The sequence below is a fragment of the Castellaniella sp. FW104-7C03 genome (assembly GCF_040276085.1).
Classification (GTDB): domain Bacteria; phylum Pseudomonadota; class Gammaproteobacteria; order Burkholderiales; family Burkholderiaceae_B; genus Castellaniella.
Genome location: NZ_JBELOK010000011.1, coordinates 75,064 through 89,900, shown reverse-complemented (window position 1 = coordinate 89,900; position 14,837 = coordinate 75,064). Strand labels below are relative to the sequence as shown.

At 58.0% G+C, this 14,837-nt stretch carries 11 protein-coding genes; all 11 read left to right on the top strand.

Features of this window, described 5'->3' with window-relative positions:
• Nucleotides 1-14: 14 nt before the first annotated feature.
• Nucleotides 15-2,072, top strand: coding sequence for a chemotaxis protein CheA (gene cheA / locus ABS758_RS13295; RefSeq protein WP_350383362.1), 2,058 nt, complete (start codon nucleotides 15-17; stop codon nucleotides 2,070-2,072).
• Between the two features lie 28 nt (nucleotides 2,073-2,100).
• On the top strand, nucleotides 2,101-2,598 hold the full coding sequence (locus ABS758_RS13290; RefSeq protein ID WP_350383364.1) for a chemotaxis protein CheW: 498 nt from the start codon (nucleotides 2,101-2,103) through the stop codon (nucleotides 2,596-2,598).
• Between the two features lie 42 nt (nucleotides 2,599-2,640).
• Entirely contained in the window at nucleotides 2,641-4,359 is a 1,719-nt protein-coding gene (locus ABS758_RS13285) for a methyl-accepting chemotaxis protein (protein ID WP_350383366.1), read from the top strand.
• A gap of 21 nt (nucleotides 4,360-4,380) precedes the next feature.
• A complete protein-coding gene (locus ABS758_RS13280; RefSeq protein ID WP_350383367.1) occupies nucleotides 4,381-5,226 on the top strand; it encodes a CheR family methyltransferase in 846 nt (281 codons plus the stop codon).
• Between the two features lie 19 nt (nucleotides 5,227-5,245).
• Nucleotides 5,246-6,313 carry a protein-glutamate methylesterase/protein-glutamine glutaminase gene (locus tag ABS758_RS13275; RefSeq protein ID WP_350383368.1) on the top strand — a complete coding sequence of 356 codons (1,068 nt, stop codon included), beginning with the start codon at nucleotides 5,246-5,248 and terminating at the stop codon, nucleotides 6,311-6,313.
• A 53-nt stretch (nucleotides 6,314-6,366) separates the two neighbouring features.
• Nucleotides 6,367-6,750: a chemotaxis response regulator CheY gene (gene cheY, locus ABS758_RS13270; RefSeq protein WP_350383369.1), complete on the top strand. Its 384-nt coding sequence runs from the start codon at nucleotides 6,367-6,369 to the stop codon at nucleotides 6,748-6,750.
• Between the two features lie 10 nt (nucleotides 6,751-6,760).
• Entirely contained in the window at nucleotides 6,761-7,408 is a 648-nt protein-coding gene (cheZ, locus tag ABS758_RS13265) for a protein phosphatase CheZ (RefSeq protein ID WP_417251230.1), read from the top strand.
• 112 nt (nucleotides 7,409-7,520) lie between these two features.
• Nucleotides 7,521-9,074, top strand: coding sequence for a methyl-accepting chemotaxis protein (locus tag ABS758_RS13260; RefSeq protein ID WP_350383373.1), 1,554 nt, complete (start codon nucleotides 7,521-7,523; stop codon nucleotides 9,072-9,074).
• 94 nt (nucleotides 9,075-9,168) lie between these two features.
• Nucleotides 9,169-10,332, top strand: coding sequence for a flagellar biosynthesis protein FlhB (gene flhB / locus ABS758_RS13255; RefSeq protein ID WP_350383375.1), 1,164 nt, complete (start codon nucleotides 9,169-9,171; stop codon nucleotides 10,330-10,332).
• Nucleotides 10,329-12,443 carry a flagellar biosynthesis protein FlhA gene (gene flhA, locus ABS758_RS13250; protein ID WP_350383376.1) on the top strand — a complete coding sequence of 705 codons (2,115 nt, stop codon included), beginning with the start codon at nucleotides 10,329-10,331 and terminating at the stop codon, nucleotides 12,441-12,443. Before flhB ends, flhA begins: the two co-directional genes overlap by 4 nt.
• Nucleotides 12,440-14,836, top strand: coding sequence for a flagellar biosynthesis GTPase FlhF (gene flhF / locus ABS758_RS13245; protein ID WP_350383378.1), 2,397 nt, complete (start codon nucleotides 12,440-12,442; stop codon nucleotides 14,834-14,836). Before flhA ends, flhF begins: the two co-directional genes overlap by 4 nt.
• Nucleotide 14,837: the final 1 nt, after the last annotated feature.

The following is a 14,837-nucleotide window of genomic DNA, read 5'->3' as shown; positions in this document are numbered from 1 at the left end:
GCTTGGAGATAGACATGGGTACAGGCGTGGATCTCAGCGAATTCTATGACACGTTTTTTGACGAAGCCGACGAGTTGCTGGCCAATATGGAGCAGCTGCTGTTGGGGCTGGACCTCAGCAACCCCGATTCAGACGATCTGAACGGTATTTTCCGGGCTGCGCACTCCATCAAGGGGGGGGCAGGTACGTTTGGCTGTTTCGAAGAACTCGCCAAGACCACGCACCTGCTTGAAAACCTTCTAGACCTCATTCGTCATGGTGAGCTCGCGCTGCGTCAGGACATGATTGATTTGTTTCTGGAGACCAAAGACGTGCTGACCGATCAAGTGGCTGCGTATCGCGGTTCTGAAAAACCCGACCAGCAAGCTTACGAGCGGATTTGTGCACAATTGCGCCTGTTGGCGCTTGAGCACGAACAAGGCAGTGCACCAGCGGCTGCCGCGCCAGTTGCTGCCGCCCCTGCACCTGTGCCAGCCAAGCCGGCATCTGCGGGTGTACAGGGCAACCTGCCCGTGCGGGTACGCATCAACCAGATTCAGGACAAGGATATCGAACCGTTGTGCAACGAGATGGCCCTGATGGGCACCATCTTGCACCGCGAGCAGCAGGATGGCCATCTTGTCCTGTGGCTTGAAACCACCACTGCTGCCTCAGACCTCGAAGCTGTGTGCTGCTTCATTGTCAATGCGGATCAGGTGGATGTGGCACATGAGGCACTGCCTGACGCCACCACGCCGCCGGCAGCACCTGCGCAGGTGCCGGATGCCCAGGCAAGTGCGGCACAGCCGCCCGCTGATACCGAGACAACTGATGAGTCCAGCGCTGACCATCACCCTGATCTCCCCGCTGGCGGCTCCGGGAAATCCACCACGCACAAGGCCAAAAAAGAAAGCGGCACCATTCGGGTGGGTGTCGAAAAGGTCGACCAGATCATCAATCTGGTGGGCGAGCTCGTGATCACCCAGGCCATGCTGGTGCAAACGTCCCAGTCCCTCGACCCAGTCCTGCATGATCGTCTGCTTAACGGTATTGAGCAACTTGAGCGTAACGCCCGCGATCTCCAGGAATCCGTTATGTCGATCCGCATGATGCCCATGGACTACGTGTTCAGCCGGTTTCCTCGGGTTGTGCGCGAAAACGCGCATAAGCTGGGCAAGCAGATCAAGCTGGTAACCAAGGGCCAGGCCACCGAGCTCGACAAGAGCCTGATCGAACGCATTATTGATCCCCTCACGCATCTGGTGCGCAACAGTTTGGATCATGGCATCGAAGCACCCGAAGTCCGTATGGCTCAGGATAAGGATCCCGAGGGCACTCTGACACTGTCGGCACAGCACAATGGCGGCCAGATCATTATTGATGTGATTGATGACGGTGCCGGGCTAAGCCGCGAGAGAATCCTCAAGAAAGCCATTGCCCAGGGCTTCCCAGTCTCGGATGCGACACCTGATGACGAGCTCTGGCAGCTGATTTTTGCGCCAGGGTTTTCAACGGCAGAAAAGGTAACGGATATTTCCGGACGTGGCGTAGGCATGGATGTGGTGCGCCGTAATATCCAGAGCATGGGGGGCCACGTGCAGCTGTCTTCGCGCAAGGGGCAGGGCACTACTACCCGTATCGTGTTGCCACTTACTTTGGCGATTTTGGACGGCATGTCAGTCAAGGTGGGCGAAGAAACCTTTATTTTGCCGCTTTCGCATGTCACCGAATCAATGCAGGCCAGCGAAGAGCAGATTCACCGCATCTCTGACACCGAGCAAATGCTTCATGTGCGCGGCGAATACCTGCCGGTTGTGGCCCTGCACGAGACCTTTAATGTGGCCAATGCCGAGACGGATCTCACCAAGGCCATTGCAGTCATCCTCCAGGCCGAAGATCAGCGGTTTGCCTTGATGGTGGATCATCTCATTGGACAGCATCAGGTGGTGGTCAAGAATCTCGAAACAAACTATCGCAAAGTGCCAGGGATCTCGGCCGCCACTATCCTGGGTGACGGCAGTGTCGCCTTGATTGTGGATGTTTTTGCTTTGCGTCGGGCAGCCAGCATCATGCGCTCGGCTGCCACTGTCTAACACCAAATTCTCTTGCAACGGAGGCCTTATGAACCTGACAGACACCAAGCGGGATGCAGCTGAAACCCAAGGGAAAGAATTCCTCATTTTTACGCTGGCGCAGCAAGAATACGGGATCGATATCCTGAGGGTGCAAGAGATTCGTGGCTACGATAGCCAAACCGTCACGCGCATCGCCAATGTGCCGTCCTTCATCAAGGGGGTTACCAATCTGCGCGGTGTCATCGTTCCTATCGTCGATCTGCGCATGAAATTCAATATGGAGGATGTCCAGTACACCGCACAAACGGTGGTGGTGATTCTCAATATTGGGTCGCGCGTGGTTGGTGTGGTGGTGGACGGCGTGTCTGATGTGCTGATCCTGCAGTCCTCCCAGATCAGTGCGGCTCCCCAGTTTGGTTCTGCCTTTTCCACCGAGCACCTGACCGGTATCGGTACGGTAGGTGATCGCATGCTGATTTTGGTTGATATCGAAAAACTCATGTCCAGCGAAGAAATGGCACTGGTCGAGAGCGCAGTCGCTTGATTCATATTCCGTTATTGCTTATGCCCCAGGGGTCTCAATTTTATGTTGTCCGGTAAAAAAAGCCGCGTAAGCGCACTCCAAGTTCGCACCAGCCTGGTTCTGGTGCTCGTCTTTTTCTTTGCCATGCTGGTGTCGGGTGCTTTGCTGGGGGTGCTGTCATTAAAAATGAACAACGACGCCCTTAAATCGATTACCCGTGGGCAGGAAACCATCTCCATTCTTGATGATGCCTATGGGCAGTATCAACAGGCTCAGGTTCTGATGGGACGGACGCTGGCCAGCGTGGTCGTCAACAGCGATCTCACCAATAATGCAATTTTGTCCAACTGGAATGCTGGTAATCAGGACAGCACGTCTACGTTCAGCGACGAAACCCGTCGGTTTTTGGGCCTATCCGAGGCAGCGCTTAACCGTGCCGCCGAAACTTTGGGGCTGTTTGATGGATCAGCCCAACTGTACCTGGCACAGGACAGCAGATATCAGGAGGTCATCCAGGCCTTCAAGCAACTGATTGAGGTTGCCGTGCCGGCAGCCATGGCAAAACTGAAGGCGGGTAGTGTAGAGGAGTACGCCCAGCTGCAAAAAACCCAGATCGACCCGCTTGCCCAAAAGTTGGATGATTCATACACGGATTTAAAGCAAAATCAGGCCGCTGAGGCCAATCAGGCGATTCAAACCGAAGACGAGCACCTGCGGTGGGTCATGATCATAGTCGGGGTGTCGATGGTGGTGGCATTGCTTGCAGCACTCCTGGCCTATGTGTTTCTGGTGCGTGTGGTGCTTCGTCCCTTGCACCTGGCGGGCCAGCACTTTGATCGCATCGCCGCCGGAGATCTGACTGCGCCCATTGATGTTCCTTCGCGCAATGAGATTGGAGTGCTCTATCTGGCCATGCAAAGAATGCAAGAAGGCCTGGCGCGCATGGTGGCGCAGGTGCGTAGCGGTGTGGGTGAAATCCGTATCGGCTCACAAGAAATCTTCGCTGGTAACACCGATCTCAGCAGCCGTACCGAGCAGCAGGCCGCGTCATTGCAGGAAACCGCTGCCAGCATGGAGCAGCTGGCCAGTACCGTCCGGCAAAATGCCGACAATGCAGCACAGGCCGATCAACTGGCCAAAAGTGCTGCGGATGTGGCCCAGCGCGGGGGTGAGGCCGTCAGCAGCGTGGCGGAGACGATGGCAGGGATTACCGATAGCTCCAGCAAAATGGCGGATATTGTCAGCGTAATTGACGGTATTGCGTTCCAAACCAATATTCTGGCGCTCAACGCGGCTGTTGAGGCCGCTCGGGCTGGAGAACAAGGCAAGGGTTTTGCCGTGGTGGCAGGCGAGGTGCGGTCTTTGGCACAACGCAGTGCTCAGGCGGCCAAAGAAATCAAAGGCCTGATCGACGACTCAGTGGTTCGCGTGCGTCAGGGCTCAGAACGCGCCCAGGATGCCGGGCGCATCATGGAAGAAGTCGTGCGCTCGGTGCAGGGCGTCACTGCCATCATGAACGAGATTTCTGCGGCGTCTCGCGAGCAGTCCGAAGGCATTGGCCAGATCAATACAGCAGTCACTGATATGGATCAGGTGGTGCAGCAAAATGCTGCCCTGGTCCAAGAGGCCGCCAGCGCAGCGGGTTCGCTGCAAGAACAAGCCGAGCATCTGGGTGCGGCCGTATCGGTTTTCCAGATTTCCGAAGGTGGTGATGTGATTGATGTTCACGGTGGCCAGTTGGGCTATACGCCGCAGTTGCGTCCATCCCTTGCGCTGCAATAGAGTTGATGGCGTGCCGATAATATGATCCACGACTCTTTGTCCGTCAGTTATTTTTCCTCGCCCGCACTGCCCAAGGCAGACGGGCAGGATCTGACGCGCGCAGTGGATCTGTTGCATCACCGGGCCGGTATCCTGCTCGGTGAGCACAAAAAAGATATGGCTACCCGTACCCTGGGCTTGCGCGCGCATCATGCCGGCCTGGGATCGGTTCGCGACTATCTGAACTACCTTGAGCACAATCCCCAGGCCGATGAGTGGGACCATTTCGTTAATGCGTTCACCATCAACCACACGGCATTTTTTCGCGAACAGCACCATTTCCAGATTCTGGCCGAGTTCATTCGCAAGCGGCGCAAGCCGATCAATGTCTGGTGCTGTGCATCGTCCAGTGGCGAAGAGCCCTATACTCTGGCCATGACGCTGCACGATGCCTGTGGCCAGAACGACACCGGCATCTCGGTGCTGGCTACCGATATCGATACCCAGATTCTCACCCAGGCAAAAAAGGGTGTTTACACGCTGGATCGCATCAAGCCCGTACCACCCGAGTTTCTCCGGCGCTATTTCTTGCGCGGGACGGGCCGGCAGTCGGGTATGGCGATGATCAAGCCAGTGATCCGTAATATGGTCACTTTTGAAGAACTCAACCTGGTGTCCCCAAGCTGGCCGGTCAGTCAAAAATTTGACGCTATTTTTTGTCGCAATACGATGATTTACTTTGATAAGGCGACACAAGCCCGTATCCTTGAGCGCTTTGCCCGCCTGGTAAAGCCAGGCGGTCTGATGTTTGCAGGGCACTCCGAAAACTTTACATATCTCACGGACATCTGGCGTTTGCAGGGCCAAACTGTCTACGCACTTGCCTGATTTTCGTTTTATTGTTGCCATGGCAGAATCCAAAAAAATCCGTGTCTTGTGTGTCGACGACTCGGCACTGGTGCGCAGCCTGATGACAGAAATCATCAATGCGCAGCCAGACCTCGAAGTCGTGGCCACCGCGCCCGATCCACTCATCGCGCGAGAACTGATCAAACAGCACAATCCGGACGTCCTGACCCTGGACGTCGAGATGCCGCGTATGGACGGGCTGGATTTTCTCGAACGACTGATGCGCTTGCGCCCGATGCCTGTGGTGATGGTGTCGTCGCTCACTGAGCGCAACTCTGAGGTTACCTTGCGCGCACTCGAGCTGGGCGCTGTCGATTTTGTCACCAAACCAAAACTGGGCTTGCGTGATGGTTTGATGGAATACGGCGACCTGATTGCCGACAAAATCCGGGCGGCCGCGCACGCACGCATACGACCGCACACGCTTCAGTCAGGTGAGCGCACACCGCGCCCGCGATTGTCGGCTCATTTTGACACCACCGAGAAGTTGATCCTGATTGGCTCATCCACCGGTGGCACCGAGGCCATCCGGCGCGTGCTCGAGCCCTTGCCCGCCAATAGCCCCGCCATCCTGATCACCCAGCACATGCCGGCCGGTTTTACCAAATCGTTTGTGCAGCGCCTGGATGGCCTGTGCGCTGTGCATGTCCACGAGGCTGAAGACGGTCAACGCGTGCTGCCCGGGCATGTCTATTTGGCTCCGGGTGGCATCGCCCACATGAAACTTGCCCGTAGTGGTGCCAATTATGTGATCAAGCTCGAGTTCTCCGAGCCGGTGAACCGTCACCGTCCCTCGGTAGATGTCCTGTTTCATTCGGGCGCCCAGGTGGCGGGTAAAAATGCAGTCGGCGTTATCCTCACCGGCATGGGAAAAGACGGTGCCCAGGGCCTGCTGGCAATGCGTCAGGCCGGCGCCCGTACGTTTGCCCAGGATGAAGCCAGTTGTATTGTGTTTGGAATGCCCCGAGAGGCTTTACTGATTGGTGCCGCCGAGGAGGCCGTGCCTCTGGACAGCATCAGCGAGCTGATCTTGAAAAGTGCCGGTTCCTATGGAAACCGTGTGTAAAAATTGGCGGTTGTCCGCCCTTGTTTTCTGCCTGATTGATTGGAGAACCATCCGTGGTCCAAAAAACCCTAAAAATCCTGATCGTTGACGACTTTCCGACGATGCGCCGCATCATCAAGAACCTCCTCAAGGATCTGGGATACGAAAATGTTGACGAAGCCGAGGATGGTGTGCAGGGGCTTGAGAAACTGCGCAACAGCGGCTTCGAGTTTGTGGTCTCCGACTGGAACATGCCCAATATGGACGGTCTGACCATGCTGCAAAATATTCGTGCTGACCCCAATCTGGCCAGTTTGCCAGTGCTGATGGTGACAGCGGAGGCCAAAAAAGAAAACATCATTGCGGCTGCCCAGGCCGGTGCCAGCGGCTATGTGGTCAAGCCATTTACAGCAGCCACCCTCGAAGAAAAACTTAACAAAATCTTCGAGAAACTTTAAGGGGAGCATGATGGCAGAACAACAAATATCCCCCGATACATTGGATGCACAGGCGGTTCAATCTGACCTCATTCACCGGATTGCGCAGCTTACCCGATCATTGCGCGAGAACATGCGAGAGCTGGGCCTGGATCAGGCGATCAAGGATGCTGCGCACGCCATTCCTGATGCGCGTGATCGTCTGCATTATGTCGCCCAGATGACCGAGCAGGCCGCCAACCGCGTGCTCAATGCCGCCGAGCAAACGCAGCCGTGGCAGGAGTCCATGGGCAGCGATGCCAAGGCGCTGGATGTACGTTGGCAAGACTGGTTTGATCACCCCGTTGAACTCGACCAGGCGCGTGAGCTGGTGGATGACACCCGGAGGTTTCTGAAGTTGGTGCCCGAGAAAACCCAGGCCTCTCAAAACAATTTGATGGACATCATCATGGCCCAGGATTTTCAGGATCTCACTGGCCAGGTGATCATGAAAATGCTGGGAGTCATCGGCGCCATTGAAACCGAGCTTGTACAGGTCCTGATCGATAACGCACCGCTCGAGAAGCGCGAGGAAACCCAGAACCTGCTCAACGGGCCAGTAGTCAATGCGCAGGGCAAGGCCGATGTGGTTACCAATCAAGATCAGGTGGATGACCTTTTATCCAGCCTGGGTTTTTAGGGGAATACGGGGGTTCCGCTTGGTATCGTTACGGTGTCTGTGCCCCAGATGGCCCAGAGCATGGACACCTTATCACTGACAGCCGGTTAACAGGCTGCTTTTTGGGGTAGACATGATTACACAACGCACGCGGTTTCTGGGTTTGGGGCGTTTGTTAAGGCAGTTGCGCCGTGGCAGGGCAACTCTGGACGACCGCGCCTGGACACTCAACCCTCTGGCATGGCCTGTCAGCCGATTTCTATCCAGGCTGCGCGAGCGCCTGATCACCATGCGGCAATCCAGCATCCGTATCGCCATCAATGCGGCGCGCCTGCAGGCCCACACCCAGGCCTGCGAAACCATGGCGCAGGCTCAGGCCTCCGAGGCCGAAAATCTCTCCGCCCAGGGTGTGCAGATTTCCGGGCTGTCCCAGCAAACCGCCGACACCGTCTCCCAGGCTGCCGGGGTGTTTCGCACGCAGCTGGGCAGCCTGCAAACCACGCAGCAGCAGTTATCCGATCTCCAGCAACGCGTCACGCGGGTTACCGAGCGCATGCAGGTGTTTTCCCAAGTCGTTGTCCAGCTCAGCCAACGTGCGCGTTCTGTCGAAGACACCAGCCGCCTGATCAAAGACATCGCTTTGCAAACCCATCTGTTGGCATTAAACGCTGGGGTAGAGGCCGCCCGGGCGGGTAAGGCGGGGCAGGGGTTTGCCGTCGTGGCCACCGAAGTCGGCAAGCTGGCCGAGCGCGTTAACGCCGCCACGGGTGAGATTGTGCAGCAAACAGGCGAGATCCTTGGCCTGGTGTCCGACTCCGAAAAGCAAAGCAAGGTGATTTACGCCGATATGCAGGCGTCCGACCAGCTTGTGGGTGATTTCGCCGGGCAATTTACCGGTCTTGTGCGCGAGCTCGGCCAGGTAGGCTCACAACTCGAGGATGTAACGTACCAGGTATCTCAGGTAAACGACACCAATCAGTCCATGAGCGCCTCGATTGAGCTCATCGCTGATCACAGCGCTGTGCTGCGCCAACGGATGCAGTCCATGCGCGAGCAAGTGCACGGGGTGCGCAACCAGACAGAAAGCTTGCAGGAAATGCTGGCGGCATGGCGCACCGGAGGCACGCCTTTCGATCAGTTGGACGCCTGCCTGGGCCAACTGCGCGACCGCTCCCTGGCGTTGCTGCGCCGCTTGCGGGGTGAAGGCGTGGATGTGTTTGACAAGGCGTATCAGCAGATTCCCGGCAGCCAGCCGCCACGCTATCGCGTGGCCTACGACCGCAAGATCGATCACGCCCTGCAGGAGATTCTGGACGATATTCTGCAGCAAATCCCACATGGTTCGTATGCCATCCTGATCGACATGAATGGCTATGCGCCCACGCATAATCGTCGCTACGCCCAGCCCCCAACAGGTGACGTCGAGCACGATACCGCCCATTGCCGGGACAAGCGCCTGTTTGATGATCAGATCAGCCAGGGAGCAATCCGCAACCGTGCGGGGGTACTGTGCCAGACCTACATGCGCGATACGGGTGAGATCATCACCGATGTCTCTTTGCCGGTCGAACTCGATGGGACACGCTGGGGGGCCGTACGTATTGGCCTGGATTATCAGCGCTTCGAACAACAACTACAGGCGGTTACCCAACCGGCCACCAAGACGCAACAGCTGGCAAGCCTTTGAATTGCCACGGCTATTGCTCCTAGCTTTGCCATTTTGCAGGTTTGTCCGTCCAGTACAATTCAGGCTCACTTAATATCGCCGGACACCTGCCCGCATGGCTGAGGATAGCGATCTCGAAAAAACCGAACCCGCCTCTCCCCGGCGCCTTGAAAAGGCGCGCGAGGAAGGGCAGGTTGCGCGTTCGCGAGAGCTCGGTACATTTTTGGCACTGGTGGCAGGGATTGGCACCTTGTGGTTTTTGGGTGATACCTATTTTCGTGTCTTGCAAGGCGTCTTGCACAACGGGCTCTGGTTTGATCCGGGGGTTGTCCGTGATCCGCAGGTCATGTTAAATGTGGCGGCGACCTCCGCCTGGCAGGCCTTGCTGATTCTGTTGCCTGTTTTTGTCTTGCTGATGGCCGTTGGGATATTTGCATCGGTTGCGCTGGGGGGCTTTTTGCTCTCGCCCAAGGCGCTCGAGCCCAAATTCGAGCGGATGAATCCCCTGAAGGGCCTGAAGCGGTTTGTTGAGGCGCAAACCGTGGTTGAGCTCCTGAAAACATTGGCCAAGGCGGCGTTGATCGGTATCGTTGCGATCAAGGTGATCTGGACGTATTTGCCGGACATGCTGGCACTCACCCATATGTCGGTCAATGACGCACTGGCCCAGGGCTTGTCGCTGGTGGCGCTGACATGCCTATGGGTGGCCTCGTCTCTGGTGATTCTGGTTCTGATCGACGTCCCATGGCAGCTTTGGAACCATGCCAAACAGCTGCGTATGTCTCGCGATGATGTCAAGCAAGAGCACAAAGAAAGCGAGGGGGATCCGCATGTCAAGGGCCGTATCCGCCAGCAGCAACGCACGATGGCGCGGCGGCGCATGATGACTGCCGTACCCGAGGCGGATGTGGTGGTTACCAACCCGACACACTACGCGGTTGCCCTGCGCTATAGCGAAGGCCAGGGCGGTGCGCCGACGGTTGTGGCCAAAGGGGCCGGTTTGATTGCTGCCCAAATTCGGCAACTGGCCCAAGAAAATAACGTCACACTCCTGGAGGCTCCCCCCTTGGCCCGAGCCCTGTATCATCACGTCGATCTCGATCGGGAGATTCCGGCCGCGCTGTATGCAGCGGTGGCCGAGGTTCTCGCATGGGTCTATCAGGTGCGAACCTGGCAACATGGCTCGGGTACACTCCCTGAAGCTCCTCAAAGCCTGCCGGTTCCGCCTGATCTCGATCCGCAGCACTTCTCTAACGCGGCACACGCATTCGCTTCATGAACAACTTCCTGGATTTCCTGAAAACCCAAGGCTTTGGGCAAGCCCGATTGCTGGCTGGCCCCATTCTGATCCTCATGGTTCTGGCCATGATGATCCTGCCGTTGCCGCCGTTCATCCTCGATCTGCTGTTCACTTTCAATATTTCCTTGTCTGTGATGATTTTGCTCGTGGCGATGTTTACTCGCAAGCCGCTTGATTTTGCAGCGTTTCCATCGGTTTTGCTGTTTGCCACACTGCTCAGGCTGTCTCTCAATGTGGCATCCACGCGCGTGGTGCTGCTTAATGGCCACCAGGGTCCGGCCGCGGCCGGGCACGTCATCGAAGCCTTCGGCCACTTTTTGGTGGGCGGCAATTTCGCCGTGGGGATCATCGTATTCATCATCCTTGTGATCATCAATTTCATTGTGATCACCAAAGGTGCCGGCCGTATCGCCGAGGTGGGTGCGCGATTTACCCTGGATGCCATGCCGGGCAAGCAGATGGCCATCGATGCCGATCTGAATGCGGGGCTTATCGGTGAAGATGATGCGCGTGCCCGACGGGCCGAGGTCTCTCAGGAAGCCGAGTTCTATGGCGCCATGGACGGTGCCAGCAAATTTGTGCGCGGCGATGCGGTGGCGGGTTTGTTGATCATGGTCATCAACATTATCGGTGGCCTGATTGTCGGTGTTGCCCAGCACGATATGTCTGTGTCGGATGCGGGCAGTGTTTATACACTGCTTACCATTGGTGATGGCCTGGTGGCCCAGATCCCGGCGCTGGTGATTTCAACCGCAGCCGGCGTGGTGGTGTCGCGGGTTGCCACCGACCAGGACGTCGGCCAGCAGATGCTGAGTCAGCTGTTTGCCAATCCCAATGTCCTGTTTATCACGGCTGCGATCCTCACCCTGATGGGCCTGATTCCCAATATGCCGCATGTGGCCTTTTTGCTGCTGGCAGCCATTATGGCGGGGGGCGGCTGGGCCATCTATCAGCGACAGCAAAAGGCGCTTGCTGCCTCTGCCAGCCAGCCTGACCGCGAGCAGGCTGCTGCGGTGGCCGCTGCATCCGAAGCCAGCTGGGATGATGTCTCGCCGGTAGATCCGCTGGGGCTTGAAGTGGGCTACCGCTTGATTTCTCTGGTGGATCATCAGCAAAGTGGCGAGCTTCTGCACCGTATCCGCAGCCTGCGCAAAAAATTTGCCGGTGAAATGGGCTTTTTGCCGCCCGTCGTGCATATCCGCGACAATCTCGAGATCAAGCCAACCGATTACCGGATTCTGCTGTTCGGTGTCGAAATTGGCCGAGGAGTCGCCCAACTGGGGCAGTGGTTGGCCATCGACCCCGGTGGTGTCACCGGCACGGTAGCAGGCACAGCCACCAAAGACCCTGCCTTTGGGCTGCCGGCAGTCTGGATTGATGCGTCCCTGCGCGATGAAGCCCAGGTGCATGGATATACCGTGGTAGATGCCGCCACGGTGGTGGCCACGCATCTCAATCATCTGATGCATCGCTATGGGGCCAAGCTGCTGGGGCGGCAGGAAACCCAGCAGTTGCTTGATCATGTGGCGCGCGAGGTACCCAAGCTGGTCGAAGACCTCGTGCCCAAAACCATTACGTTGCCACAGTTGCAAAACCTGCTGCGCAGCCTCCTGGACGAAGACGTGCCCATCCGCGATATGCGCACCATTCTCGAAGTGGTCACCGAACACGCGCCGCGACTCGCATCTGCCAATCCTGCGGGTACCGGGCCAAACCTCGACGAGCTCCTGGCGCAGGTTCGGGTAGGTCTGGGCCGGGCCATTGTGCAGCATTGGTTCTCGGGCGAAGAAGAACTCCGGGTGGTGGGGCTGGATGCGCGGCTCGAGCGGGTGCTGACGCAAGCCATCGGCAGCAGCGGTGCACTCGAGCCCGGTCTGGCAGAAAACCTGTTGGTCGAAACCCAGCGTCTGGTACACGAACAGGAAGACCGTGGCGATGCACCGGTATTGGTTGTCCCGCCCATGTTGCGTGCGTCCCTGTCGCGGTTCTTGCGCCATCACCTGCCGCATATGGCGGTGCTCTCCAGTGCCGAGATCCCTGAAGAGCGTATGATTCGGGTCACGGCCGTTATCGGAGGGACTGCGACGTGAACATCAGCCGCTTCTTTGGGGCAACCAACCGCGAGGCCATGCGTCAGGTTCGGCTTGCCCTGGGTTCTGAAGCCCTGATCATTTCCAATAAGCGTGTCAATGGCGGTGTTGAGATTCTTGCCACCGACCAAACCTTGCTGGCTGAAAACGATCCGGCAGCGACACCCGCACCTTCCGAATCCGCGCCGTATCCTTTGCCCGCGGCTGCTCCTGTTGCCCGTGCGTCGCAGGGTATGCCGGCATCCGCGCCGCAAACGCCTGCACCAGCATCGCCGATGCCAGGGCCTGCATCTCAGGGTTCCGCCATGCCTCTCAGCGGGGTCATCGACGAGCTTAAAAGTTCGCTCGAAAGCCGCTTTGATGAGTTGTTGTGGGGCAATCAGCTACGACGCTCGCCACATGCCGTCACATTGTTTCAAAATTTGCTGAGGTTTGGTTTTAGCACCACGCTTTTACGCGCAATGCTGAAAGCCATGCCCGAGTTCTCGGGCGTGCGTGCCGCTGTGCAGTGGGCACGCGCCGAGCTCATCAAGCATCTGCCGGTGCTGGCGTCTGAAGATCAGCTATGGAAGCCAGGCCTGGCGCTGGCGCTGGTGGGGCCTACCGGCGTGGGCAAGACAACCACGATCGCCAAGCTGGCCGCGCGCTGTGTCCGTCGCAACGGGCCCGAAGGCCTGGTGCTCCTGACCACGGATACCTACCGGATTGGTGCGCACGAGCAACTCAAGATTTATGGCCAGATGATGCGCGTGCCTGTGCATGTGGTGCAAGACGTCTATGCGCTGCGGCGGATCCTGGAAACGGTTCGGCCAGATCAAACTGTATTGATCGACAACGTGGGCATCAGCCAGCGAGATCGCTATGTTGCCGATCAGGCTGCCTTGCTCGCAGGAGCAGGGCGTCAGGTAGAACGCCTGTTGGCGCTCAATGCTTCCAGCCACGGCGATACCCTGGACGAAGTGGCACGCTCGTATGCGCGCGATGGAGGTACTCCGCTGCGTGGTTGCGTCATCACCAAGATCGACGAAGCAGCAAGCCTGGGGGCGGCGCTGGATACAGCCATCCGGTTTCGTTTGCCGGTTCATTATGTATCCAATGGCCAAAAAGTACCCGAAAACCTGCTGTTTCTGACAGCACCCGAACTGCTGGACCATGCGCTGGCGCCTGTGCAGTCGGCCCGGCCACAGTTTTCGCCCACCGAGGCAGATCTTGCTGCCTTGATGGCGATTACCCAGCCAGAAGAAACCGCCGAGGCTCTGGAGCAACGCCGTCGTCAGCAAGTACTGCTGCCGCAGCTGCTCACTCAAACGGCTGGTACCCAGGCCCTGGGCCTGGATGTGCTGCAACAGGCAGTTGCCAGGCTGGACGAAGATATCGTGCTGTCCGAGGCCTATCATCTCTGGCGCAGCCGTACGGCACAAGATCTTCCTGCTTCCATCGATGTCATCGACCATCTTCATCGGGTTGCGCTGGCCAACTTGGGAGACAGTGAAAGAGTGTGGGTGGTGCACGATCGTCAGGCGCTGTCCTGGCAGGGGACCAAGGGGCATTGGGCAATTGCGGCCTGGTTTGGTCCCAAGGGTCAGCCGCTGGCTGTCGCCAATCAGCAGATCGGGCTGGCGGATGGCTGGTACTCGCCGCAGCAGGCGCAGCTCAAGGCGCCGCCTGCCGCTGATACCCTGCTGGATCAAATCTATCTTGAATCCGACCCCGATTCTCATGTGGCCCGCTGGCATGTGCTTGAGGGTGGCAGCCAGGCCTTGCTGCGCCAGCTCACGGCGCAGGGACACGCTTGGCTCTCTCTTTGCGGTGCGCGCACGCGGGTTTACCAAAACGACGAGGCCTGTGTCGTATCTGCTGCCGCTTCGCAAGCGGCCTTGCAACCCTTGCCCAATCATCTGTTCACCAGCCTGCGCCAGGTGTCAGGCCGGGATACGGCACAGATCGCCTGGTGGGCAGGCCTCACCCGGGTTCAGTTACAGTCACGTGGCCAGGCACCACTGCCCGTACAGCTATTGTGTCTTCGAGCGCTGGATGTGCGTGATGGTCATGTCATCAAGGTGTGGCATGCATTGCTGCCCGCTGGGCCGGTGACACCACCGCTGTCAGAGCTTGCGCTGGCCGTGCTTATACGCCAGGAGGCGCATGCAGCCTGGCGGTTGGCCGTGCCACTGCTGGCTGATGGGTCTGAAAAAGAAACCGAGCCTCTGCTGGACCGGGCAGTGCTGGCGGCCCAGCTGGGCCTGGCTGCCTGGAGCCTCACGCAAAGCCCTTATTTGGTGTCAGCGGCACATGCCGCTGCGCGCATGCTGGGTGCCGAACAGCTCTCTGCCCGGCAGGCCCCCGCAGGCTTGCTTAAGCTGTTTACGCTTAAAGAGCTCTTGTCTGCCTGAT